The organism is Lentilactobacillus parafarraginis DSM 18390 = JCM 14109 (genome assembly GCF_001435895.1).
Taxonomy (GTDB): domain Bacteria; phylum Bacillota; class Bacilli; order Lactobacillales; family Lactobacillaceae; genus Lentilactobacillus; species Lentilactobacillus parafarraginis.
Window position 1 is genome coordinate 1 of record NZ_AZFZ01000031.1, and the last position, 24617, is coordinate 24617.

20 protein-coding genes and 1 riboswitch are annotated in these 24617 nt (G+C 47.8%); of the genes, 14 read left to right on the forward strand and 6 right to left on the reverse strand.

The window, feature by feature from the left end:
* Positions 1–853, reverse strand: an 853-nt coding sequence (locus FD47_RS08165) for a PD-(D/E)XK nuclease family protein (protein ID WP_191982194.1), incomplete at its 3' end; no start/stop codon positions are given.
* A 118-nt stretch (positions 854–971) separates the two neighbouring features.
* On the opposite strand from FD47_RS08165, the gene FD47_RS08170 reads away from it, so the two are divergent.
* Positions 972–1565: a hypothetical protein gene (locus FD47_RS08170; protein ID WP_054734805.1), complete on the forward strand. Its 594-nt coding sequence runs from the start codon at positions 972–974 to the stop codon at positions 1563–1565.
* 3 nt (positions 1566–1568) lie between these two features.
* Positions 1569–1784: a hypothetical protein gene (locus FD47_RS08175; protein WP_054734836.1), complete on the forward strand. Its 216-nt coding sequence runs from the start codon at positions 1569–1571 to the stop codon at positions 1782–1784.
* Between the two features lie 94 nt (positions 1785–1878).
* Here the strand turns inward: FD47_RS08175 and dapF are convergent, their stop codons facing one another.
* The gene (gene dapF, locus FD47_RS08180) at positions 1879–2865 is read right to left on the reverse strand and encodes a diaminopimelate epimerase (protein WP_056980475.1); all 987 of its coding nucleotides are present in this window, start codon (positions 2863–2865) and stop codon (positions 1879–1881) included.
* Between the two features lie 20 nt (positions 2866–2885).
* Positions 2886–4280, reverse strand: a complete 1395-nt coding sequence (locus tag FD47_RS08185) for an aspartate kinase (protein WP_056980476.1) — start codon at positions 4278–4280, stop codon at positions 2886–2888.
* Positions 4281–4510: 230 nt separating this feature from the next.
* Positions 4511–4693, forward strand: a riboswitch (Lysine riboswitch).
* A 113-nt stretch (positions 4694–4806) separates the two neighbouring features.
* Here FD47_RS08185 and lysA point away from each other — a divergent pair.
* The 10 genes from lysA (at position 4807) to FD47_RS08235 (ending at position 20982) form a co-directional block, all read left to right on the forward strand.
* Positions 4807–6120 (forward strand): diaminopimelate decarboxylase, encoded by a 1314-nt coding sequence (lysA, locus tag FD47_RS08190; protein ID WP_054734838.1) that lies wholly within the window; start codon positions 4807–4809, stop codon positions 6118–6120.
* A gap of 46 nt (positions 6121–6166) precedes the next feature.
* On the forward strand, positions 6167–6877 hold the full coding sequence (gene dapD, locus FD47_RS08195; RefSeq protein WP_054734841.1) for a 2,3,4,5-tetrahydropyridine-2,6-dicarboxylate N-acetyltransferase: 711 nt from the start codon (positions 6167–6169) through the stop codon (positions 6875–6877).
* Positions 6878–6881: 4 nt separating this feature from the next.
* Positions 6882–8042 carry an N-acetyldiaminopimelate deacetylase gene (locus FD47_RS08200; RefSeq protein WP_054734844.1) on the forward strand — a complete coding sequence of 387 codons (1161 nt, stop codon included), beginning with the start codon at positions 6882–6884 and terminating at the stop codon, positions 8040–8042.
* A 45-nt stretch (positions 8043–8087) separates the two neighbouring features.
* A complete protein-coding gene (dapA, locus tag FD47_RS08205) occupies positions 8088–8978 on the forward strand; it encodes a 4-hydroxy-tetrahydrodipicolinate synthase (RefSeq protein ID WP_008212469.1) in 891 nt (296 codons plus the stop codon).
* A 46-nt stretch (positions 8979–9024) separates the two neighbouring features.
* Positions 9025–9798: a 4-hydroxy-tetrahydrodipicolinate reductase gene (gene dapB, locus FD47_RS08210; RefSeq protein WP_056980478.1), complete on the forward strand. Its 774-nt coding sequence runs from the start codon at positions 9025–9027 to the stop codon at positions 9796–9798.
* 15 nt (positions 9799–9813) lie between these two features.
* Complete coding sequence (locus FD47_RS08215; RefSeq protein WP_056980481.1) at positions 9814–10998, forward strand: aminotransferase class I/II-fold pyridoxal phosphate-dependent enzyme; 1185 nt, start codon at positions 9814–9816, stop codon at positions 10996–10998.
* Positions 10999–11080: 82 nt separating this feature from the next.
* Positions 11081–12169 (forward strand): aspartate-semialdehyde dehydrogenase, encoded by a 1089-nt coding sequence (locus FD47_RS08220; RefSeq protein ID WP_008212472.1) that lies wholly within the window; start codon positions 11081–11083, stop codon positions 12167–12169.
* 169 nt (positions 12170–12338) lie between these two features.
* Positions 12339–15068 (forward strand): HAD-IC family P-type ATPase, encoded by a 2730-nt coding sequence (locus FD47_RS08225; RefSeq protein ID WP_056980483.1) that lies wholly within the window; start codon positions 12339–12341, stop codon positions 15066–15068.
* 558 nt (positions 15069–15626) lie between these two features.
* Positions 15627–19445 (forward strand): DUF5695 domain-containing protein, encoded by a 3819-nt coding sequence (locus FD47_RS08230; RefSeq protein ID WP_056980485.1) that lies wholly within the window; start codon positions 15627–15629, stop codon positions 19443–19445.
* 37 nt (positions 19446–19482) lie between these two features.
* The gene (locus tag FD47_RS08235; protein ID WP_056980487.1) at positions 19483–20982 is read left to right on the forward strand and encodes a hypothetical protein; all 1500 of its coding nucleotides are present in this window, start codon (positions 19483–19485) and stop codon (positions 20980–20982) included.
* Between the two features lie 236 nt (positions 20983–21218).
* Here FD47_RS08235 and FD47_RS08240 read toward each other — a convergent pair whose 3' ends face one another.
* Positions 21219–22667 carry an MFS transporter gene (locus tag FD47_RS08240; protein ID WP_056980490.1) on the reverse strand — a complete coding sequence of 483 codons (1449 nt, stop codon included), beginning with the start codon at positions 22665–22667 and terminating at the stop codon, positions 21219–21221.
* 207 nt (positions 22668–22874) lie between these two features.
* The gene (locus tag FD47_RS08245; protein WP_054734847.1) at positions 22875–23207 is read right to left on the reverse strand and encodes a hypothetical protein; all 333 of its coding nucleotides are present in this window, start codon (positions 23205–23207) and stop codon (positions 22875–22877) included.
* A gap of 298 nt (positions 23208–23505) precedes the next feature.
* Between FD47_RS08245 and FD47_RS08250 the strand changes: the two genes are divergently transcribed.
* Positions 23506–23796 (forward strand): type II toxin-antitoxin system RelB/DinJ family antitoxin, encoded by a 291-nt coding sequence (locus FD47_RS08250; protein ID WP_225352866.1) that lies wholly within the window; start codon positions 23506–23508, stop codon positions 23794–23796.
* Positions 23786–24136 (forward strand): type II toxin-antitoxin system PemK/MazF family toxin, encoded by a 351-nt coding sequence (locus FD47_RS08255; RefSeq protein ID WP_056980492.1) that lies wholly within the window; start codon positions 23786–23788, stop codon positions 24134–24136. Before FD47_RS08250 ends, FD47_RS08255 begins: the two co-directional genes overlap by 11 nt.
* Before the next feature lie 105 nt (positions 24137–24241).
* Here the strand turns inward: FD47_RS08255 and FD47_RS08260 are convergent, their stop codons facing one another.
* Entirely contained in the window at positions 24242–24571 is a 330-nt protein-coding gene (locus tag FD47_RS08260; protein WP_008212320.1) for a hypothetical protein, read from the reverse strand.
* Between the last annotated feature and the right edge of the window lie 46 nt (positions 24572–24617).

Below are 24617 nucleotides of genomic sequence, written 5' to 3' on the forward strand. Positions count from 1 at the left end.
AAAAATCATAGATCTTGGACAGCTTCTTAGCGGTTAACGTGATGCTTTTGAGGTGTAGGCCATGGTCAGCCATCAGTGAAATCGTGTTTTCCGCGACGTGCCGAGTACTTTGCTTGGCAGTAAAATAAAAAATCCGGCTGATCAGGGCCTCGCCCATGGATTTGATCGCCGGAAAGAGGGTCGAAATCGTTTTCCCGGTGCCGGTGGGGGCTTCAACAAACAAATGCTTTTCCAGCATGATTGCCTTATAAACGTTGACCGCCAGTTGGCGCTGTCCGGGGCGGTAGTCCGCGAACGGAAAGGTGAGCGCCTGGGCCGTTTTTTTCCGCTGCTCATCCAGTTCATGGCGCAGCTTCAGCCAATCCTGATAGTCGGCGATCAACTGATTGTAGAAGGTTTCAGCTTCTTTTCGCGAATAGGGTTTTCGCTTGGTGGTGATCCGCTCGTCGGGGGTCTGGACATAGGTCAGCTGAAGCTCAAGGCTTTCCAGGTCATTATCGGTCATTAAAATATAGGCGTAGACCTGTGCCTGCGCCCAATATAACTGGATGGTGGCGTCAGGAACGGCTTTGAATTCCAAATCTGACGTTTTGATTTCCTCAATCAGGACGTGATCATCCTGGTAGTCAATCCCGTCGGCGCGGCCGTGGATGACATAGTCGTCGCCTAAAAATTCAAAGGCCGTTTTAAGCCCGACTTCTGCTTGGTAACTGTCCGGCCGCCGCTTTTGGAGTTTCCGATGAATTCGACTGCCCTCCTGCATGCTGTTATCACTGCTGGTAATCGGGCTGAGGTCGCCGGTTCGCCGCAGGAATTCAACCAGCTCCCGGATACCAATTTGATGAATTGCCATATTGACCCCTTCAAATAATTCGTTTGGAACGTGTGTTCACGAATCATTATACGTTAAAATAGATCTAATCGGAATTATTTTTAAAATTAATCACAAAATGCGAAACGGAGGAACAACGATGCAGCCACACTTTGGCCAACTCATTTCAGACAAGCAGTCGACATATTTTTCAATAGGGCGGGTCACGACCAACAATCCCCAATTGATTTTGGATAACGTCAACTACATAGGCAAGAAAAATTTTGTCATCCATATCAAATTTGGCGGCGGCATTACCCGTGAGGCCATCCTCTTGGTCCGGGTGGCCAATCATCAGCTGCCTGATTACCTGACGAAGACGGATTTAACAACGTTTGGGGATGCGGTGACTCATGGTGACTTTCTGTTGCTTAATTCTGACGCCGATCAACTCGCAACCTTCAAATTAACTGAGGAATTGGAAATTGAGGATCCCGAAGACGAAAAGATTGCCAACCTCGCTAGCATCCGCGAAAACACCATTCAATATGTTGAACAGTATTTGAAGGGCCTGCAGACTAAGATTGACAAATTATCACAGCGTAAGGCCAACCACTACTTTTCCAGTAAGGCTCACTATGAAGACGTGAAGGATTTTCTGCTGGCAGTGGCGCCGCTAATGGATTTACGGCAGAAGCCGAACCAAGTACGCCAAGACGAATGGCGATTGAAATTACGATTAGGGGGCCAATAACCAATGATGACTGACGAAAAACTGGCCGCGATTATTAAGACGTTTGACCGCTATAACGTTCACATTCGCGTGACTGGGATGGTGATTACCGCTATCAATGGCGAAACCGTGCATTTCGATGCCACGACCTACATGCAGGATCAACTCATCGAGCTGATTTGTAAGGTGTTGGCCAACCAGATGATTCAAGAAGTCTGGCAGCGGGAACATCAGGAATAATAGGGTGGGGGACAACAGGACAGATTACCTCGCGCTAACTAACAAAGCCCTTTCTCGCTGACAATTGTCAGGAAGAAAGGGCTTTGTTAATGAGTTAAGCTTGTTGATGCAGATGACTGACGAATTCCAAATAATCGCGTTGCTCGCCAGTTTCGTGAATGGTTGCGTGCTGCAGGTCGTTGGCGTGTAAATCAGCTTCTGGAATGGCAACTTCATGGGTGAAGGTGGCATTGCCAATCAAGTCGATATGGTAGGTGCCGTTATCGTCGTGGACGCGGGTCTTCACCATGCCGCCGGGATTGTAAACCGAAATGGTTTGGTCGAAGTCGGCTTGGTCGGGATGGTTCATCACGAAGGCCAGGCTGGTAGCCGACATGCCGGTACCGCAGGCGTTGGTAAAGCCAACCCCGCGTTCGTAAGTGCGTACAAACAATTCGTTGTGACCGAGGATCTGCGCAAAACTGACGTTAACGCCGTCAGTGAAGTAGTCGTTGGGATTGTTCAGGGTCTTGCCGAGCTTGCCGAGTAAGTCGGAATTCATGACGTCTTCGCTGACAAAGCTGATCAGGTGAGGATTTGGAACCGCAATTGCCGTAAAGGTCAATCCGTCCGCAAACGCTGGCACTGGTCGGTTAATCAGCGTGTCGCCGCCAAGATTTTGGAATGGCAACGATTCTTTGTTGAAGGTCACTGGGGAGATTTCGACGCTAAACGTTGGCACGCCAGATGCTAACGGGATTTCGCGGTGAACACTTAAATCACTGTCCATGGTTTCCACCTTGAAAGCATCCTGATGGTATTTGTCTGACAGGTAACGGGAAACCGTTCGCAAGCCGTTGCCACACATCGACGCAATGCTGCCATCGGTGTTAATGACCTGCATACTGCCAAGGGCGTCGGCGTGTGCAGACTGGTCAATTACCAGAAGACCATCGGCACCGTCGAGCAGACCTTTGGCTGGATCGGTGATTTGTTTGGTTAATTCCACCAATTCGGGCTGGCTGAGTTTGTGAGCCAGCTCGGTTTGATCGAGGATGAAAAATTCATTTTGTGAGCCGTGAACCTTGAGTAATTGCACCATGTTGATTCCTCCAATGAAAATTAATTAGCCGTTGCTTGGTAAGTGTCGGCTGTCATGACGCCTGATTTAAAAAAATTTTGGTAAATGTACCGAACCGCGTTGTCGGCATCGGATTCCCGCGTCCCCAGCATGATGGAGATGCGTGACGCGCCCTGATTAATCATGTGGACGCCAATGTGATGGTCGGCTAACGGGTCGATAATATTTTCTATTGTGCCTATTTTAGCACGCATTCCTTCGCCGACAACCATAATGATCGCGTAATCGTCAATCCACTCCATATCATCGGGGTGAACGGTGTCTTGGATATCCTTGCACATTTCGTCAATGGTCTGGTCGTCAAGCTGATTCCGGTCAAAGATGATGGTTAAATCATCGATTCCGGATGGCATGTGTTCGTAAGAAACGCCATACTTGTATAAGATTTGCAAAATTTTGAGGGTGAAGCCGACTTCCTTGTTCAGCAGGTAACGGTGCAGGTAAAGCGCCGCGAACCGGTTTGAGCCGGCAATCCCGGTCACCGGATGCTTGGTGGTCATATCCTTTTCCGGAACGATTAGGGTCCCAGGCAGATCCGGATGGTTGGTGTTTTTGACGTTAATCGGCACCTGACCTTCGATGGCGGGAATGATGGCTTCGTCGTTAAAGACTGAGAAGCCGGCGTAAGAAAGTTCTCGCATCTCTCTAAAAGTCATCTTGGAAATGGGAGCGGGATGGTCGACAACTTTTGGATTTGCGGCGTAAATGGCGTCAACATCGGTGAAGTTTTCATAAAGCGACGCGTGCAGTCCCCGGGCGAGAATTGAGCCGGTAATGTCGGACCCGCCGCGGGCAAAGGTCACAATGGCGCCCTTCTTGGTAAAGCCGAAGAAGCCTGGGAAAATGAGCTTTTCGTCGTTTGGATAGTGAAGCTTGGCCAAATTCGCGTACGTTTCGGGGAGAACCGTACTGCCGTTTGGATTGTCTTCAAGGATGATGCCGGCTTCTGAAGGGTCCACGAACCGGGCTTTGGTGCCAAGCTGATTCAAGCAGGCGGCAAACAATTCGGCGTTGAGCCGTTCACCATGGGCCTTGAAGGCGGCCATCAGATAATCGTCATCCTGGTAGGATTTGGTTGGCAAAGCCATGAGCTTAGCCTTAATATCGGCTAGCACGGCATCGTCAACGTCAAACCCGCGGCCAATTTCCTGATAGCGGGCGAAAATATCGTCAGCGTATGAATTGGCTTGGTGAGCTAACGTTGCCTTGGCATATTTAATTAATAGGTCGGTCACTTTAATGTCACCGGCAAAGCGTTTTCCGGGCGCCGACGTGACAACCACTCTGCGGTCCGGATCGGATTGGACAATTTTGATCACCTTTTGAAATTGCGCGGCGTCCGCTAACGAACTACCGCCAAACTTAACAACTTTCATCGCTTACTCCACTCCCTGTTTTCCCATAAATTAATAATTCAGTTAAAATTCATTAAGTCGAATTTTAGCACAAATCGGCAGGGAGTAAAGTCGTTGTTGCAAACAATTTCCTAAACGGGGGCGAGTAAGCCCGGATTTTCAACTGTCATACCGGTGTTAGCTTGCCAATTTTAACGAATTTGCGCAAAACGGTTGACGTCGTATGAGAAGCATTATAAACTAGTGAGTAAATAATCATTAGAGGTCGCAACCAACAAGAGTAGTCAGTGAAGTTCCTGTTTGAACGTTGAAGCTGATGAAAGGGGCGGTTGCCGAAGCACCAAGGTATACAGGCCTTGGCACGCTGGGACTTAGCTTAACAGGCTTTGGACTGTCGCAGTTGAAAACGTCGACTGCGGGGCGCTAACGACGACAAAATTGATAAAGAATATGAGTGATCTGTAAAATTCTGAATCTCTTTGTTTAGTTAGCGCTAAGCAAAGAGATTTTTTTATCCCTTTTTGAAAACGATCTGGAGGAAGAGTTAATGAGTAGTGATATGAGTCAGATTCAAATTAATCAAGCCGGTCATTTGGCAATTGGCGGCGCCGACGCGCTGGATTTGGTGAAAAAGTACCAAACCCCGTTGGTGGTCTACGATGTCAAAGCGATTCGGGACCAAATCCATCACTTTCAAAAAGTGTTTCAAGACAATGGCGTTGATTACGCGGTTAGTTATGCTAGCAAAGCCTTTGCCTGCATCGCGATGTTTCAACTGATTAATCAGGAAGATGCCCACATTGATGTTGTATCCGGCGGTGAACTCTACACGGCCATTCAAGCCGGCTTCCCAATGGACCACGTGAGTTTTCACGGGAATGACAAGTCCGTTGAAGAATTAGAAATGGCGGTCGATCACCAAATTGGGGTGATCATCCTCGACAACTTCCACGAAATTGATCTCCTTAAACAAATTCTTGATGAGAAGGATGCCCACATCAACGTGATGCTGCGGGTAACTCCAGGAATTTCCGCCCACACCCATGAATATGACCAGACCGGCCAAGTTGACAGTAAGTTTGGCTTTGACCTTCAAAGCGGCCAAGCCCGCAAGGCCCTTGACCTTGTGCTTGCCGATCCACGGATGACGATGCTTGGCATTCACGCCCACATCGGTTCACAAATCTTTGAGGTGAAGGGATTTGAGATGGCAGCCACCAAGCTGGTTGATACCCTGGGTGACTGGCACAAGGAAATTGGTTACACTGCCAAGGTTGTCAACGTTGGCGGCGGCTTCGGCATTCGCTACACCGAAGACGATGATCCGATCGCCCCGGAAATGTTCGTTGACGCCATTGTGAAGGCCATTAAGAAACGGGTTGGCGAACTGGACATGCCAATGCCGGCTGTCTGGATTGAACCGGGCCGTTCGATTGCCGGTCCCGCCGGTTATAACCTCTATACCGTTGGCAGTCGCAAGGATGTTCCCGGAATTCGTTCCTACGTGACCGTTGATGGCGGCATGGGTGATAACATCCGCCCCGCTCTGTATCAGGCAAAGTATGACGCGGTTCTGGCGAACGATCCAAAGGCGCCGGTGAAAGAAACCGTCCGGGTCGCTGGGAAGTATTGCGAATCCGGTGACATTCTGATTCAAAAGCAGCCGCTTCCGGCAACTAAGCCCGGGGATGTATTGGCCATGTTGGCCACTGGCGCATACGGATACGCGATGGCTTCAAATTATAATCGAAATCCGCGCCCAGCGGTGGTTTTCGTTGAGAATGGTAAGGATCAACTGGCCATTAAGCGTGAAAGTTACGAAGACCTGATTCATTTGGATCAGCCGTTTACCTTGAAATAATGATTTGAAACAAAAAACTACTACTTATAAGGGAGATTTTATCGCAATGGAACAATTGAGTGCACGAGAAATTATTGATTATATCGGCAATGCCGAAAAGAAAACCCCGGTTAAGGTCTACGTGAAGGGCAGCTTGGCAGACGTTACCATTCCGGAAACCATCAAAGCCTTCGTTGAGACCCATACCGCAATCCTGTTTGGTGATTGGAAGGACGTTGAGCCATTCCTGAAAGCCAACCAGGATCACATCGACGATACCGAGATTGAATCTGATTCCCGTAATTCAGCTGTTCCGCTGTTGGATGAGAAGAACATTAACGCGCGAATTGAACCGGGGGCCATCATTCGGGATCACGTCACAATTGGTGATAACGCCGTTGTGATGATGGGCGCTATCATTAATATTGGTGCTGAGATTGGTGCCGACAGTATGATTGATATGGGCGTTGTTATGGGCGGCCGGGCGATCGTGGGTAAGCATTCCCATATCGGTGCCGGGGCCGTCTTGGCAGGGGTCATCGAACCCGCATCGGCCAAACCCGTTCAGATTGACGACAACGTGTTAATTGGTGCCAACGCCGTGGTAATTGAAGGCGTGCATGTCGGTGAGGGGGCCGTCGTGGCAGCCGGTGCCGTGGTAACTGAAGACGTTGCGCCGTATACAATGGTTGCTGGCACGCCAGCCCGGAAAATTAAGGATGTTGACGCCAAGACAAAATCAAAGACCGGCCTCGAAGACGATTTAAGAAAGTTGTGATCCTATGACCCAACTAACAACCGATGATCTGATTGGGATTCGCCGTCACCTTCATGAACACCCAGAACTGGCAATGCATGAGGTGACCACTCACCAATACTTATTAACGATCATCCAACAATTCAAACAAGATTATCTAGAAATTAGAGAGCTGCCTGACTTACCAACGGCGCTGTTGGTTTACGTTCGCGGCAGCCAACCGAAACGCACGATTGGTTATCGAACCGACATCGATGCCTTACCGGTGACCGAGGAAACCGGATTGCCGTTTGCATCGCAGAATCTAGGTGTCATGCATGCTTGCGGCCACGATATTCACATGACCGTTGCCCTAGGGGTTCTGAACTGGTTCAGCGAGCATCAGCCGGAAGACAACCTCGTGTTCTTCTTCCAGCCCGCTGAGGAAAGTGAAAACGGCGGCAAGGTTGCTTATGAGCAGGGCGTCTTTAAAGGGAAATGGCGACCGGATGAGTTTTACGGGTTGCATGACAACCCCAATTTACCTGCCGGGGCAATTGGCTGCCGGATGGGGACGTTGTTTGCCGGGACCACCGAAGTCAATGTTGATTTGATTGGCAAGAGCGGTCACGCGGCTTACCCCCAGGACGCCAACGACATGGTGGTCGCCGCGGCTGAATTTATCGGCCAGGTGCAAACCATCGTTTCTCGAAGCGTTAACCCGATTGAGGGCGGCGTGATTACCTTTGGCAAGTTGGACGCCGGCACGATTCGAAACGTGATTGCCGGCAAAGCCCGAATCGAGGGCACCATTCGGGGGCTGACGCAGAAGATGATCGAACACATTGTTGACCGTTTGAAGCAGGTAGCGAATGGGGTCGCTACCAGCTATGATGCCAAGGTTGACATTGAATTCAACCAGGGAGGTTATCTTCCAGTTGAGAACAACGATGAATTGACCAAACGGTTCATCGACTTTGCCAAGCAGGATCCCCAAACCCAGTTTGTGGAAACCCAGCCTGCAATGACCGGCGAAGATTTCGGTTACCTGTTGTCCAAGATTCCCGGCACAATGTTCTGGCTGGGAGTTGATTCGAGCTCACCGCTTCATTCCGCAACGTTGAACCCCAAGGAATCCGCAATCGGCAAAGGCGTTAATTCAATCGTCCGGTTCTTGAGATTCCGTCAGGGCGAATCCGTTAGTTAATATAGAAGATACTTAATACAAAGAATAAAGAAAGTAGGGATTTATATGATTAATGCAGATATTTTGACAGCAATTATTACCCCGTTTAGTGACGATGGCACGATTAACTTCGACGCGCTTGAAAAATTGACCAATCATTTAATTGACACCGGCAGCAAGGGCTTTGTTATTGGGGGAACCACCGGTGAAACCCCTACTTTAAGCCATGATGAAAAGATCGAGCTGTACACCCGATTTGCTCAGATTGTTGATGGCCGCGGCGTCATCATTGCCGGCACTGGCAGTAACAACACGTTTGAGACCACTCACTTCACCGCTGAAGTCAGCCAGATTCCCGGCATTGATTACGCGCTTGTGGTTGTGCCATACTATAACAAGCCTGACCAGCGCGGCATGATTGCCCACTTTACGGCGGTTGCCGAACAGTCATCGGTTCCGTTGATTATTTATAATATTCCTGGTCGAACCGGGGTTACGATGGCCAATGATACGGTCGTTGAATTATCGAAGAACGAAAACATTGCCGGCGTAAAGCAATGCACTGATATGGCCGACTTCGAATACATCGTTGAGCACACCGATGATGACTTTAACGTCTTTACGGGTGAAGATGCTCAGGCATTGTTTGCCAAAATCGTCGGTGGCCGCGGCGTCATTTCGGTTGCCAGTCACGTCTATGGCCAAGAAATTCGGGATATGTACGACAGCCTGTATGCTGGTAATTACCAAAAGGCCGGTGATCTAATGCGGTTCTTGAGCCCGAAGATCAAAGCGCTGTTCATGTACCCGTCACCATCACCCGTTAAGGCCGTCTTGAACGCCCAGGGTTATGAAGTGGGCGACTGCCGCCTGCCGATTCTCTCATTGAATGACGAGGAGAAAGCCATTTTGGCGCAACGGCTTGGTGCCCGCGACTTGGCAAGTGCCAAGGGATAGTCGCTGGCTGGTCTGATCATAATATTTTGATACGAGGAGTTTAGTCATGATAAAAGTTTTAGTTGCTGGTTTCATGGGATCGATGGGCCAAAAAACGGTTCAAATGGTTAATGAAAATGATGATTTCGAATTGGTCGGGGCCTACAATCCGGGCATTGATGTTGCCCACATGCAGGGGATGGGGCTAAGCGACAACGTGAAGTTGTTTAGCAGCCTTGATGATATTGACACCGATGCTGATGTTTGGGTTGACTTCACGATCCCAAGCGCCGTCTTTGGCAACGTGAAATTTGCCATTGAACACGGGATTCATCCGGTTGTCGGGACGTCAGGCATGACCACCGACCAGGTAAACCAATTACAGGATCTGGCCGCCCAGAAGCACGTTGGCGGCATCATTGCCCCGAACTTCGGGCTCTCGGCCGTTCTTCTGATGAAGTTCGCCAAGGAAGCTGCCAAATACATGCCAGACGTTGAAATTATCGAAATGCATCACGACGATAAATTGGACGCTCCATCCGGCACTGCCATGTCAACGGCTCAAATGATTAGTGAGGTGCGCGGTGACAAGCCGGCCCCGAAGTCCGAGGAGTCATTGAAGGGTGTTCGCGGCGGTGACTACCACGGCATTAAGATTCACGCCGTTCGTCTGCCGGGTTACGTTGCCCATGAACAGGTTCTTTTCGGCGGTAAGGGAGAAGCCCTGACGATTCGCCAGGATTCATTTGATCGCGGGTCGTTTATGAACGGCGTTAAGCTGGCGATTCCCGCCGCAGCAAAAGCAACTGACTTAATTTTTGGTTTGGAAAATATTTTATAAGCGAGATGAAGAATTGTGCCAGAATTACAAAAAGGACTTTCTGAAGTTGTTAACAAGCACATTGCCGCTGTTGGCCCGTCCGGCATTCGGGAATTTGATCAAAAGATTTCGTCGATTGACGGAATCGTGAAATTAACGTTGGGTGAACCGGACTTTAACGTCCCGGAACACGTTAAGCAAGCGGCAATTGACAGTATTAAAGCTAATAAATCGCACTATTCTGCTTCTCGGGGGATTATTGAACTGCGTCAGGCAATTAGTCGTTACTTGAAGACTAAAACCAACGTTGATTATGATCCCAATACAGAAATTGTTGTCACAATGGGCGCGACTGAAGCGATCTTTTCATCGCTGAGTTCAATTATCAATCCGGGTGATAAAGTTATCGTGCCGACCCCGGCGTTTGCCCTTTACTTCCCAGTTGTGCAGGTTGCCGGTGGTGAACTCATCACCATTGACACGTCTGAAGACGGCTTTGTTCTGACGCCTGAAAAGCTGCAAAAGGCGCTCGATGAAAATGGCGACAGCGTGAAAGCCATCGTATTGAACTACCCATCCAACCCAACCGGTATTGAGTACACCGAGGATCAGTTGAAGGCCTTGGCAGATATTATTTCAAAGCATCACATGTTCGTTCTGGCAGATGAAATTTATAACGAGTTGACGTACGGGGTGGAACACCATTCGATCGCCAGCCTGTTGCCAGATCAGACCATTGTGATCAATGGCTTGTCCAAGTCCCACGCCATGACCGGTTATCGGATCGGCTACTTTGCCGGCCCGAAGGATTTCGTGACCAACGCTGCTAAAATGCACGGCTTTGCGGTTACTTGTCCGTCTAATCCAGCCCAGTATGCAGCTTTGGAAGCCTTAACCAACGGCCTGCACGATGCCGAACCAATGCGTCAGCAGTATCAGAAACGCCGGGACTACATTTCCAAGCGGTTGGAAGCAATGGGGATGGAAATTGCCCTTCCGCAAGGCGCTTTTTACATCTTTGCGAAAATTCCTGATACAATTAACGAAACATCAGTCGAATTCGCGACCAATTTGGCCGAACATGCCAAGGTCGGCGTGGTTCCCGGATCAGCATTTGGCCCCGGTGGGCAACGTTATATCCGGATGTCATATGCCGCTTCTGATGATGCGATTAAGTTGGCGATGGATCGAATGAGTACTTATTTGCTCGATCGCGTTTAGCAATTGGACTTGTGCTTCTCCGAAGATTAAAGTATCATTATATATTAATTAGAATCTTAAAAATTAAGGGAGTAATTTTCAGATGAGAGAATTTAACGTTGCAATTTTAGGTGCTACTGGAGCCGTTGGAACCCGGCTGATTAGCCAGTTGGAACAATCAACCATTCCCGTAAAGAGTATCAAGTTGCTTGCTTCGGCCCATTCAGCAGGAAAAACCTTACAGTTTAAGGGTCAGGACGTCACCGTTGAAGAAGCCAAGCCGGCGTCCTTTGAGGGCGTTGACCTGGTTCTCGCTTCAGCCGGCGGATCAGTTTCTAAAAAGTTCCTGCCGGAAGCCGTTAAACGCGGGGCGGTCTGTGTTGACAACACCAGTGCCTTTCGGATGGAGCCGGAAGTGCCATTGGTCATTCCAGAAGTAAACGAAAAGGCGTTATATAATCATCGGGGAATTATCTCCAACCCTAACTGTTCAACCATTCAAATGGTTGTCTGCTTGGACCCGATTTACCGCAAGTTTGGTTTAAAGCAGGTCATCGTCTCAACTTATCAGGCGGTTTCCGGTGCCGGCCAATCCGCCCTTAACGAACTGATGGAAGAATCCCAACAAGTTCTTAACGGCGAAAAGACTGATCCAAAGATTTTACCAACTAAGGGTGACAAGAAGCACTACCAACAGGCATTTAACCTGTTACCCCAAATTGACGTCTTCGAACAAGACGGGTACTACACTCACGAAGAGTGGAAGATGATCCACGAAACCAAGAAGATCATGTTAGATGACATGGATGCCAAGGACATCAAGGTAACCGCAACCTGCGTGCGGGTACCAATCCGTATTGCCCACGGCGAAACGGTTTACTTTGAAGTCGCTGACGATAAGGCCACGACTGATCAAATCAAGCAGACGTTGGCCGATGCTCAAGGCGTTGTTCTTCAAGACGACACTGCTCATCAAGTTTACCCACAGCCAATTGAGGCTGAAGGCAAGCGCGAAACGTTCGTGGGCCGGGTTCGTCCGGACTACGAAAATGACGGCAGCTACCACATGTGGGTGGTTTCCGATAACCTGCTCAAGGGGGCCGCTTGGAACACCGTTGAAATTGCAGAACGATTAGTTGCTGATGATTTGGTGCGGGTTCCTGACAATCCATATTTGGGCTTTGAAAACTAATAATTAATTTACGAGCATTGCTTCGGAGGCGTTTCTCCGGCGCGGTGCTTTTTTCATACTCATTATTTGGGATAAAGATAAACGGGCTTCCCGCTTGTCGGCAGACTATCATATATAATATAATGATTCTTAAGAAAAGCTCATTTTCTAAAAGAAAGGTGATACATGAATGGATATTAAGAATAACGAGGTGCCTCCCGAACGCCGGTTATGGCAAACAGGCAATGATGAATTAGCAACGCAGTTTCGAACTGATCTTGAAAGTGGATTAACAGAACAGGAGGCTGGCAGCCGCCTTGCCCGCGATGGGTTTAACGAATTAACGGCCAAGAAGCAGAGTAAACTGTTAAAATTTTTGAACCAGTTCAATAACAGTATCATCTACATTTTGATCGCTGCGATGGTGATTACGTTGCTGCTCCATCATTACTCGGATGCAACCGTTATTGGCATTGTGATTATTGCCAACGCGTTCATCGGTTATTTCCAGGAAATTCAGGCCGATAACGCCCTTACAAAAATTAAAGAAATGTTGGTCAGCCAAAACTACGTGGTCCGTGACGGCCACAAGATTGAAGTGCCGGCCAGAGAGTTGGTTGTCGGTGATTTGGTGAATCTGGAGGCTGGTGATTCGGTGCCGGCGGACATGCGGTTGATTTCAGCCGATAATTTGCGGATTCAGGAATCCATTTTGACTGGTGAAAGTGATTCGGTGGAGAAAACGGAAGAGCCCCTCGCTGGTGATAAGGTGCCGCTGGCCGAACGCTCGAACATGGCCTTCGCGTCAACTTCAGTCACCCAGGGATCCGGAATGGGGATCGTCGTGGCGACGGGAACCAATACCGAAATCGGTCAGATTCAGACCAGTGTTTCCGAAGTGAAGTCACAAGTGACGCCATTGATGAATAACCTGAATAAGCTTGGCTTTAACTTGTCGGTCTTCATTGTCGTCATCGCGGTGCTCCTGTTTATTCTGGGCTTGTTTACCAAAATCTACAGTCTGCCAACCTTAACAATTGCGATTATCACGATGGTTGTTGGTTCAATTCCTGAAGGCCTGCCGGCGTCAACCTCGGTTGTGTTGGCTCGAGGGGTTCAGGTGATGACCAAACGCGGGGCAATCGTCAAGACGCTGCCCGCCGTTGAAACGTTGGGAGCCGTCGATATCGTTGACACTGATAAGACTGGGACGCTGACGAAAAATGAAATGACGGTAACCGATGTCATTACCAGCGACCATCATTACCAGGTGACGGGAACCGGGTTTGTCGATAGCGACAACGGGGTTTCCGGTGACGTGATGTTGGATGGAAACAAAGTTGATTGGCAAAATGATCAACTCTTCATTGAGCTGGTTAAGATTGCCGGAACAACCACCGATGCTGAATTGGTGGAAAATGACGGTCAGTGGACGTTGACTGGAGAACCGACCGATGGGGCGTTGACAACCCTGTTCCATAAGTTGATGGGCCGTTCGCCGGAGGTTGACGAACTTGATACCTTGCCATTTGACTCGACGTATCGGTACAGTGCCCGGTTGATTGATGATGATAAGCAACACAATGAATTGATGGTAAAGGGCGCTCCCGGGACAATCTTCGATATGGCAAAGGCCAGTGATCCCAATTTTGACGAGGATGCCTGGTACCAGCAGGTCAACAAATTAACTGATCAGGGGCTGCGAGTGGTTGCCTTAGGCTGGAAGGACGTCGCTAATGACGAGACAGAAATCGTCATGGACAAGATTTCTGATGGCATTCATCTGAGCGGGATTGTCGGGATTATGGATCCGCCCCGCGAAGAAGTCATTCCGGCCATTCACCATCTGCGCCAGGCTGGCGTTAAGGTTAATATGATTACTGGTGATCACCCGGATACCGCGAGGGCAATTGCCCAAAAACTCGATCTGGATGAGCGGATTACCGCAATTACCGGTCCGGAAATTGATGAAATGGCGGATGAAGACCTGGTCAAGAACATTGGTAAATACAACGTTTTTGCCCGGACAACGCCGGCTAACAAGTTGCGGATTGTTCGTGCCCAACAGGCCAACGATAAGATTGTGGCGATGACCGGTGACGGGGTGAACGATGCCGCCGCCTTGAAGCAGGCCAACATTGGGGTTGCCATGGGAATCAAGGGAACCGATGTGGCTAAGGAAGCCGCGGATATGGTGCTGGTGAACGATAGTTTTACCACGATCGTTGACGCCGTCGCTGAAGGCCGCCACGTCTTTGATAACATTCAAAAGACCATTCGATTCCTATTGCCAACCAGCTTTGCGGAAGGCTTGGTGGTTCTGATCAGTATGATTATGGGTCAGGAACTGCCGCTGTTCCCAACGCAATTGCTGTGGATTAACACCGTTTCGGCGCTGACCATTCAGTTTGCGTTTATCTTTGAACCGGCTGAGGAATCGATCATGGTCAGGGGGCCGCGAAACGTCGCCCGGGGGATCTTGGGCAAGATGGACGTCGTCGAGATTGTCTATGTCTCGGTGTTGATATCGGCACTGGGCATCTTCACCTTCGACCGGTTTGTCGAAGGCGGGGTCTTGAACCCGGTTCTCGGAAGCACGATGGCCGTCAACATCATTATCTTCGGCAAGATCTTCTATCTGTTCAACATTCGGAACTCCTACCCGATTATTTCAAAGCACTTCTTTGAAAATAAGATGGCCTTTGGGATTATCGCCGTGCTGCTGGCCATGCAAGCGGCAATGTTCTACATTCCGTTTATGCAGGACGTCTTCCATACCGGCAACGTCAACTTCTACTACGGCTGGTGGGTACCAACCATCTGTGGATTTGTCGTTCTGGTGGTCACGGAAATTGTCAAGCTGTTGCGGATTGCTTACCGGAAGCGCAAGGGTTCGGCTAGTTTGATAAAGGGTAACTAATTTAGTTAAAATTTCGATGATCCTCTATAAGTGAAATAAGCGGGGCCCATCACAGTCGCTTGAACTCGACTGTGGTGGGCNCATTTTATACGCTCAGAATGAAAGAAAATCCCCAAAATGAAAAACGCTGTGTCTTGAATTTCAAGATATGGCGTTTTTGGCGCTTCCTGTGAAAACATGAATGAGTTTGTGAACGCCTGTCATCATGATTGGCCAAAATTTGGATTATATAAAGAGATTGTTAAAAAATATAAATAATGATGTATTTATCTCTCTTAAGCGCTTTCAAAACGAATTAGTTAACGATACTTCAAATAATTCGGTCAAAAACGGGAATCGTTAACTTTTTGTAAAAAATTATAAAGGGATTGTGGATTATTCTATTTGAACATTTTGAGAGTCTTGTATAATTATTTTTGTAAGCGATTTCAGAAATTGCTGATCGTCATTTACATTTTTGTTGGAAACTGGCTGTTAACACACAGGCTATTTTCCAACAATGCCGGCATAGGGGAAATGATCTGAGGGGAAAATCATTTATTTGAGAGGAGTTTTCATATGCATAAAAAGTTACTAGCAATTAGTATGAGCGCGGCGGTGCTAACATCAATTGCGCTGCTCACAGCACCAACCGGAAATAAGACTGTCTTCGCCGATAACACAACGGCGGCAACTTCGAGTACGGCACAGTCCCAGACACCCAGTGCCCTGCCGACGAGTTCAAGCATCTTTAATTCAACGAGTACTGGCGATCATTCAACTGATGGAAGCAGTACCGGGCAGAATAAAGTAACCAAGGCCGCGGCTGCTGACCAGGTCGCGGTCGATCCGGACACAACCCCGGGGTCCGTAAAACCTGTCCAAACCAGCACCGGCTATGAAATGAGTAATGATAATTTCAAAGTTGATATTGGCAATAATGGCACGATTCAAGGACTGTATCTGAGCAATGATTCGTTCAACACCAACTACGTTATGAACGCCAAAGATAATCCGGCTCAAAATACGGCCGGCCACGAATGGGTTGGCGACTTGATGTTCCAAACGCAGCCTGGTGGAACCAGTGGGACAAATAACGTTTGGCAGAAGGAGTACACGAATAAGTCTGACGATGCCACTCGAAAAGTTTCAATGTCAAATAACAAGGTAGTTGTCAACTATACACCGGGAACGACCGCCGGCGGGATCCAAAACATGGGGGTAACTGAAACTTACTCGCTTGATAATGATGGGCACCTTAAGTGGGATATCACGGTAAAAAATGATACTGATCATCCACTCGTCATCGGTGACTTTGGGTTACCATTGCCGTTTAAAGAGTGGTGGAGCTATAGTGGTGCGGACAAGACCAGCCAGGCTTATGAGCAAAGTGCAGTCTACCACAGTTTTGTTGGCCAAAATTCCTCATACGTATACGCGACTCGTCCAAGTGGGATTGGTAACTTCTTAGTGATGACGCCCGATGCTTCAACCGGGGCCGGCTTTGAATATCAAGATCACTGGGGAGAAGGCTCGCATACCGGCGATGAAGCGCCTTGGACACAGTTCAATAGTGGTTATGACAATGGTTTAAGTGTCTTCTATATCAAGTCAGATGCCATTAAGTCAACAAATGAGGGCTACCTGCCAAATACTTCTTTGACGCTTGCCCCCCAGCAGTCAAAAACCTACTCGTTCAAGTTCAGCCGTTCAGATATCAAGAATAATGCCAACACCTCTTCATCAACCACTGGTGATATGACGGATACCAAATACGAGGATCAGTTGAAATCAATCCTGTACAAGGAAAATGTCATGGACGCGGTTTCGGTTCCGGGAATGATCGTTTCCAAGAACGATAAGGGTGAAGCAACTGGTAAACTTTATTTGCACACCAAGGTGCCTGCAAGCGATATTAGTTTTGATTATCAAAACCAGACGAATGATTATGAATCACAACAGGCAAATGCCAATAATGATACAAAATCAAATTTGGGCTCCAATCAACAAGGAAAAGTGACCTTTGAAAAGACGATTACCAAGAACGGCGAGCAGTATCACATTTATGACTTCGACTTTCATTCTCTCGGGCGGAATAATGTGATCGTTAATTATAAGCTGAATGGGAATCCAATGAAGACGACCCTTCAGTATTACGTGATTGATAATCCAGAAAAGGCCCTATCACAACACGCTGATTTCATAGTGAAGAACACCCAATGGAAAGACTCAAGCAAATTCTATAACAGCATCTTTGATGATTGGGACTTCAATACCCAAGCTAAGCGCGGTAATTTTAAAGGCGCATCTGACTGGCATAGTTTAGGATGGGGAGACGATTGGGGCCTCACTCACGGGCTCTTCTTAGCCGCTCAAAATGCGAACGATCCAAATAAGGAACAGGTTGAAGCCCTTAGCAATTACCTGGAAAATGGTATTTGGAACGGGTTAATGAAGAATCACCATGATGACTATAAGGTTCCGGACTGGTTAACCGACCAGGTTGTAAACGGTCATTTATCAAACGACTATTCCTGGCGAGGCTGGGCATATCCCCACATTTACAACACGTACTATGAGATGTATCAAATCGCTAAGAATTATCCAAATTTGATCAAATATCCGGAAAGTGCCAAAGATTATCTGCTTAAAGCCTACAATATTATGAAATCGCTTTATGTGAATAACGCGGTTAATAACAATGACGGTTTGGAAGGCGAGTCAACGGACGGCGGCATCGTTGCTGCCCTGAAGACAGAGCATTTGGATAATGAAGCCACCACGATTCAGAATATTTTGAAGAATAAGTACGATGAATTTGCCAAGGACCCATACCCTTACACGTCAGAATATCCATACGATAACACCGCTGAAGAAGGGGTCTACTCGCTGGGAGACATGTATAACAACCAGAAGATGAAACAGATGGTTGATATGAAGACCCGGGCAAGTCGAAGCGTTCAGCCAACTTGGTATCAATACAGTGTGCCGGTTACCATTAACGGTGAAAGCTGGTGGCAATTCCAGTACACGGATTCACTGGCAGGAACCGCAATGGATAACTGGCTGCGAGAACAAGATAATGGAATGAGCCAAGATCAGGTTGGCCTGGCAGAACGGGCTAATTACGCTGCTAAGCTTGGCAACCTGACCCATATCAATAGTGGTCAAATCGACAGCAACAATATTGGCGCGGTTGCTTGGTACTACCAAGCAGAACTCGGTGATACGACTCGCCAACACTATGGCGTTGGCGAAGGGCAAATGCATAACGGCTGGATTCCACTGTCAGGTGAAGCAGATCTGTCGTTGTTTGGCGCTCTTCAAGTACTCTCAGCTGACGTTGTGAATGACCCAATCTTTGGGTTAACCGGTTACGGTGCCGATGTTTCAGAAAGTGGTAACACGATGAGCGTTACGCCGGAAGACGGATTACGCACGCGGCTTAACTTGATCGATCAGCACCTTGCCTACACGTTTAATGGTGACAAGTATACCCACGCGGATGTGAATAAGGATGGCACGTCCACAACGTTTGATTTCCAAAACGTTTCAAAGCAGCCACACAATGCTGATTTGACGATTTACGATGGCAATGGATTTGATAACGCCACCTATAACGTGCTCTTTAATGGAAAGGTTGTCACATCATTTGACGGAACAAGTGGGGCTACCAAGAAGAAAGTCACATTGAGCATTCCGGTAACCGCTCAAGATGGCAAGCTCCAAATTGTTAAGGCTGGGGCTCCGGCACCATCTCCGAAACCAAATGATAATGACGGTAGTAGTTCAACCACCACGACGACCACTACCACCACGACATCCAGTTCGGCAAGTTCATCGGCAACCAAGCCAGAGAGTTCAAGTTCAAATTCTCAAATTCACAATAACACGAACAAATTGAACGTTCCTAAGTCCGCGGCCAAGGTTGGTTCAGTTGTCTATGCAACCAAGAAGATTGCTTTGTATAAGGACGCGACGTTTAAGAAGTCACAGAGAGTGGCCACATACAAGAATGCCAAGCGGACAAATCGGCCAACGTTTGTTGTTAAGGGATATGCCCGCTCCAACGACGGTGTTCTGAGATACCAGGTTAAGGATGTCAATAAAGGCAGTAAAACGGCCGGTCGAACTGGTTACGTGACCGCCAACAGTAAGTACGTTTCACCCGTTTACTACAAGTCAGTCCCAAAGTCCAAAACGATCACCGTTATCTCTAAGAATGGGGTTAACGCCTATCGATCATTAGATGCTAATGAAAGGGTCAAGCATTATAAGAGTGGCACCCATTTGAAAGTTAAGAAGATTGTGAGCGATCACCATGCCAGCAGGTATCAGTTAACAAACGGGCATTATATAACGGCAAACAAGAAAGTCGTTATTCAGGGAGCTTACTAATGACTATTTTGGATAATCGTTTAAGAGGGGGTCAATCATGATCAAGAAAAAGTTAATTGGCTTCATGGTCCTTGGTGCTTTGACGGGTGTGGGGATGTTCAATAACGTCCCTGCTTCCGCGAAAAGTACGGCGCACATCGTTTATAACCGGGCCTTGAATGGGTCTGGTGACAGTCGTAACGTTAATTTGACCGCGAAAAATGGGATTTACTCGAAGCCGGGAATTCTTAAAGGTGCCAGAGTGATCGTTTCCAAGTCAAAGGCAAGGACTTTGAAAGAGTCAAATCGCGATAACAATAATTTCCGTGCTTATCGGGTTATCAAAACCAGTCAGGGAACTTATTACTATAAAGTTGTTTCATTTGATTCCCGGTATCGTGGCTGGATCTACGGTGGGAAAAGCCGCACCGGATTTTATGGCGGGGTAACGCCCTTCACAACAATCAAAAACGTCTCGACGAAATCGCCACTCATTGCGGATGGAAAAACGACTTATCGGATGCCGAATTCGTTGGCTGGAAATACCGATAACACATTTTTCTTCCAGGAGCCGCGATATACGCAGTACAAGGTTGGCCGTAAAGCTGACGCCAATCACAAAGTCATCACATCGTTGACGAAATATAAAGATGCCTCGTTTACGTTAGTTCGAGCGATTCAAACGACGCGAGCAGGGGATGTCTGGTATCAGATTGCGGCATCTAATCAGGATATTAACGGGGCTTGGATACCCGGTAACCAAATTTCTTCGGCTGATGCCGTGAGTGATTCGGCCAATTCTGGCACAACTGGAAGTTCAACCAGTACCACAACCACGACGTCAACCTCGACGTCAAACGCAGCCGCTTCGAGCGCGGCCTTACAGGTGGCGACAACTGCCGGGAGAACGGATTATTTTAACGGCAACAGCCTGAATGAGAGTTACAGTAGTCATTCGGATCTGCAGACGGCCTATTCCCAGGGATATAACGCCGCTAAATCAGATGGCGCAAAAGCCCGGACGGACGCGATTGCTGACGTGAAGAATGGGTCAGCTTTAAATAAATCCTATAGTAGCGATCTAGGCGTTCAACGCGTTTATGAAAGCATGTACAACAACCTGGAGACTGCTCGTAATCAAGGGGTTCAGGACGCCAAGAATGGCAAGATTAATAATGTCAGTTATAGTCTTGATGCCGACTTGCAGGCAGCCTACCAAACGGGATTTAATTCGGTAGCAGCCGGGAACAATATTTATCAGCTGAATATTAGCTTTACGGTTGATGGTGTTGATCAGAGTGGCGCGTTCTGGAACGAATTGGATGGGACACAGAAGCAAGCCCTCGTTGACGCGGCAGTTGCGGATAAGTTGCCGCAGACAGCGACCCAAGTTACGGCCGCAGATGTGCAAAAGGTTTTGACCGATGCCAAGATTACCACGGTCACGTTTAACGGAAAAACCATTAAGTTCTCGAACGCGGATCCGGTAACGTTAACCCCAAGCTCATCCGTTGTTCAAGTTCCAGTTGTTGCTCATTATGTGACGGTGACGCAATAAGAAAAATGAGTAACTTAGAATGACAACGCGTTTAATTTAAGTTGGATTGTAAACAGGACATCTCACTGGGGATATCCTGTTTGCCTACAATCGTTTTTACAAGATGAATCTTTACCATCTCAGCTTGGCGGCACGTCTTAGGAAAATTCAATGGATTTGTGTTAAAAAGACACCGCAATTCAGTATTTCTACTGAACTTCGGTGTCTTATACGCTCCGTTAACCATCATAATAATTTTATTTCAAATCCGCCTGCTTCACATTTCGACCCTGCAAAATTGACAATGCCAACGCGCCTAAAATAATGATCAGTGAGATGGCAAATGCCACGTGCATTCCGAAAATAAAGGTTTCCGGCTGACTTGGCAGGTAAGTGGTGACGTGGAAGCCAGCTTTGACGCTCATACCGATAAATAGGCTGGAAGTCGACAGGGCGGTTCCCGAAATCATGCCGATGTTTCGTGCCAGGGCGTTGAGACTTCCCGCACTTCCCAGCTGATCCTTCGGCACCACCGACATGACGATATCACTGTTTGGTGATTGGAAAAGGCCGGTGCCTAGTGCCATGACAATTGTGATGATGACGTAGACCCACATTGGGCTGGTTAAGGTCAGAAAGTAGTAGAGCGCCTGCGCGAAGGCGACTATCCCAAGGCCAATCGAGGCGACGTTGGCTGGTGAAAAGTGATCGGCGAACCAGCCGCCAATCGGCCCGGCGAAAACCATGACCACCGGGAAAATGATCAATAACGCGCCGGCCTGGCCGGCACTCAACCCGCGGGCGTCTTCCAGGTAGAACGGGACGATTACCACGGTAAAGAAGTTTGATAGGAAAATCAGCACGGCGGCCCCCAGCCCGTAAGTGAATGGTTTAATCCGGAACAGTGTCAGCGGCATCAGCGGATTCTTAGCCCGTTTTTCACTGCGAATGAATCCCCAGAAAGCGACGATCGCCACGGCGAATAAAACGAGGGGGATTGGCTTGGTATAGCCAATTTCCTGCCCCAAGAAAACGCCGAGAAAGAGGCCGAAGATCAGCAGGGAGAAATTAATGAATCCCCACCAGTCAATGCCGGATCCGGTTGTGGCGTAAGCCTTTGGCATGACGATCGCGCCAAGGATAATGGCAACGATCCCGATTGGCAGGTTCACCCAGAAAATATACCCCCAGGGTAACTGCGACAGAATTAAGCCACCCAGCCCAGGGCCGGCAATGGCACCCAGCGCCACAAACGTGCCGACAAAGCCCATGGCCCGGCCACGTTCCTTCACCCCGAAGGTTGAGGTTGTAATTCCGTAAGTGTTCGAGAGGGTCATGGCCGCCCCGGTTCCTTGAATCGCCCGCCCAACGAGCAGAATGGGAAAGTTAATTTGCAGCCCGGAAATAAACGATCCGGCCAGAAAAACAACCGTCCCAATCCGAAAGATTTTTACCTTGCCGTAAAGGTCACCCAGCTTCCCGAAGAATAGCAGTAACGCACTTAGAATAATCAGGTATGCCGACACGACCCACTCAATTTGGTTCATCGGTACGTGCAGTTGTTTGGACATCACCGGCATGGCAATGTTAACGATACTGGAGTCCAGATTGGACATGAAGGCAAAGGCCCCGATGGAAGCCAAGATCCACCAGCCGTTCTTTTGCGTCGTCGACTGGTTTGGCGATGGCGTTTGTGTCTGTTTCATTATTTTATTTCCCCCCTTAATCGAATCACGATGATACGTTAAGATAATTATACGCAAGCTGGGGGAAGTGGTGAGAAATTTGCTTCGGGGGGGAGACTTCAGAAGTGATGACCTGAATTCGTCGCATATAAAAAAGACAATCATGTATCGATTGTCTTCAGTCGTCCTTAGGAGTAACCTTTTTTCACCAGCTTGTTGAGTTGGCGATCAAACTTTGCGGTTCTTCTTAGCTTCATCATCTAACTTGGAAATCCATTTATCAAAGTCCTCCAGACTCCCATTACCAATTGTTTTAACCTGACCATTAACTGCTTCCCGTAAAGCGGCTTTAGCCTCTGGTGTGTCATAGAATGACTTGCTAGCGGACCGAGAGTCTCTTTTGAGCTTATCAAGTTTTTCTTTGTCGATTATAACAACACTTTTGCGAGTTGGCTGATTTTTCTCTTGGACTGCAACTTCAACTTCGTCGTCCGAATCGAGGACGTCCTTGAGAACTTTAAATAGGTTCTTTCGGAGCGAACTCGGGGTATAAATTGCCATTTGACTACCTCCTTAATATAAGTGGAAAGAACGAAGGGATATCTTCTTTACTTAAAGTATAGCGTACGCACTTATGTACGTCAATGAGTACGGAAGTGCGTACGCTTTCCAGCGTTTCGTGTCTATATTGATGTTTCACTGATAATAGTTGGATGGACTCAGAATAGTAAAAACATGAAAAAACGTCAGGGGAAAGCGGCGGTGAATTTGCTTGGAGGTGTCGATCTTGAGTGCTTTGACTACCGGCGTTAGCCCATCATGCTATAATAGAAGTAAATTGATAGTGGGAGTGATGCATATGACCGAAAAAATTGAAAAGGATAAGCGCGTTCAGGTTAAAATTGACAAAGCCATTGCCAGTCAGGCCGAAGCCGTGTTCTCTGAAGTTGGGTTAACGCCAACTACCGCAATTAATGCATTTTATCGGAAGGTGATCAGCACCGGTGGCATTCCGTTTGATTTAACAATGAGTCAAGAAGAAAAGGACGCTTATGATCTAAAGCGACTTACCAAAAATACCCCTGTCATTAAACTGGATACAAAGAAAAAATTAGAAGATTGGTTTAACGACCCTCGCTATGACTATTGACCCATTTGATGTTGCTTGGATGTACGTGGGCTTTGTTCAGGGGCAAGGTGGGAAGAAACGGCCAATCTTGATTTTGAAATCCCAAGATAATCAACTATTCTTTTACGCGATTACGTCAAAATTCATTCAAAAATCAGCAACCATTCAAAAACAGCACGCGCCAATTATGAAATGGCGAGAAGTTGGGGGATTGACGAAATCCTCGTTTATTGATGTTGGGCAAATCTTCTCAGTCGATATTTCCGCTACCGACACGATTGAGGTTACGGGTCGTCTGACAAGAGAAGACGTCGTTAATTTGAAACAAACCGTCGAAAGATTTGAGGCTTTTCGTTCGTAAGCCAGGACGGCGAGATAACTTAAAACAGCTTACTTCAAGCAAATGCAACGCTTGAAGTAAGCTGTTTTTATAGATCAGTAGGAATCATGACAATACGACGCCAATCTAATCCGTTCGCCACGTCTCAAAAAAGTTCACGTTCTTACCTAAATAATCGATGGCGTCCTTAGCCAACTGCTCAGCTTGGGGCTTTGCCTGATCGGCATCCAGGCCTTTGTAGTCACGAAGAAAGCCCTCACCGATGTTAAAGAACTTGTTCTTGCGGCCAAAGCCGTTGTCGTTAAATAATTTGTCCATCCCGGTAATGTCGCTTTTGGCGGCATCATAAATCTGTTGAGAAAGATTCTCTGACGGATCCAAGAGGGTTGCTGCGTATGTGACGATAAATTGGTTCATATCGATCATAATTTCGCGCTTCATGTTTTTCTTTGCCATTTTCGTTAATTCACCTCATTACTAGTTTAAATCTTTTCGCATGCCA

What these genes read in the sequence shown, in the direction of transcription:
- FD47_RS08225 (WP_056980483.1), top strand. Translation starts at nt 12,339, where the DNA reads ATGGATATTAAGAATAACGAGGTGCCTCCCGAACGCCGGTTATGGCAA.
- FD47_RS08240 (WP_056980490.1), bottom strand. Translation starts at nt 22,667, where the DNA reads ATGAAACAGACACAAACGCCATCGCCAAACCAGTCGACGACGCAAAAG.
- FD47_RS08255 (WP_056980492.1), top strand. Translation starts at nt 23,786, where the DNA reads ATGACTATTGACCCATTTGATGTTGCTTGGATGTACGTGGGCTTTGTT.
- FD47_RS08260 (WP_008212320.1), bottom strand. Translation starts at nt 24,571, where the DNA reads ATGGCAAAGAAAAACATGAAGCGCGAAATTATGATCGATATGAACCAA.
- FD47_RS08200 (WP_054734844.1), top strand. Translation starts at nt 6,882, where the DNA reads ATGACCCAACTAACAACCGATGATCTGATTGGGATTCGCCGTCACCTT.
- FD47_RS08230 (WP_056980485.1), top strand. Translation starts at nt 15,627, where the DNA reads ATGCATAAAAAGTTACTAGCAATTAGTATGAGCGCGGCGGTGCTAACA.
- FD47_RS08175 (WP_054734836.1), top strand. Translation starts at nt 1,569, where the DNA reads ATGATGACTGACGAAAAACTGGCCGCGATTATTAAGACGTTTGACCGC.
- dapF (WP_056980475.1), bottom strand. Translation starts at nt 2,865, where the DNA reads ATGGTGCAATTACTCAAGGTTCACGGCTCACAAAATGAATTTTTCATC.
- FD47_RS08170 (WP_054734805.1), top strand. Translation starts at nt 972, where the DNA reads ATGCAGCCACACTTTGGCCAACTCATTTCAGACAAGCAGTCGACATAT.
- lysA (WP_054734838.1), top strand. Translation starts at nt 4,807, where the DNA reads ATGAGTAGTGATATGAGTCAGATTCAAATTAATCAAGCCGGTCATTTG.
- FD47_RS08235 (WP_056980487.1), top strand. Translation starts at nt 19,483, where the DNA reads ATGATCAAGAAAAAGTTAATTGGCTTCATGGTCCTTGGTGCTTTGACG.
- FD47_RS08185 (WP_056980476.1), bottom strand. Translation starts at nt 4,280, where the DNA reads ATGAAAGTTGTTAAGTTTGGCGGTAGTTCGTTAGCGGACGCCGCGCAA.
- FD47_RS08245 (WP_054734847.1), bottom strand. Translation starts at nt 23,207, where the DNA reads ATGGCAATTTATACCCCGAGTTCGCTCCGAAAGAACCTATTTAAAGTT.
- dapB (WP_056980478.1), top strand. Translation starts at nt 9,025, where the DNA reads ATGATAAAAGTTTTAGTTGCTGGTTTCATGGGATCGATGGGCCAAAAA.
- FD47_RS08250 (WP_225352866.1), top strand. Translation starts at nt 23,506, where the DNA reads ATGACCGAAAAAATTGAAAAGGATAAGCGCGTTCAGGTTAAAATTGAC.
- dapA (WP_008212469.1), top strand. Translation starts at nt 8,088, where the DNA reads ATGATTAATGCAGATATTTTGACAGCAATTATTACCCCGTTTAGTGAC.
- dapD (WP_054734841.1), top strand. Translation starts at nt 6,167, where the DNA reads ATGGAACAATTGAGTGCACGAGAAATTATTGATTATATCGGCAATGCC.
- FD47_RS08220 (WP_008212472.1), top strand. Translation starts at nt 11,081, where the DNA reads ATGAGAGAATTTAACGTTGCAATTTTAGGTGCTACTGGAGCCGTTGGA.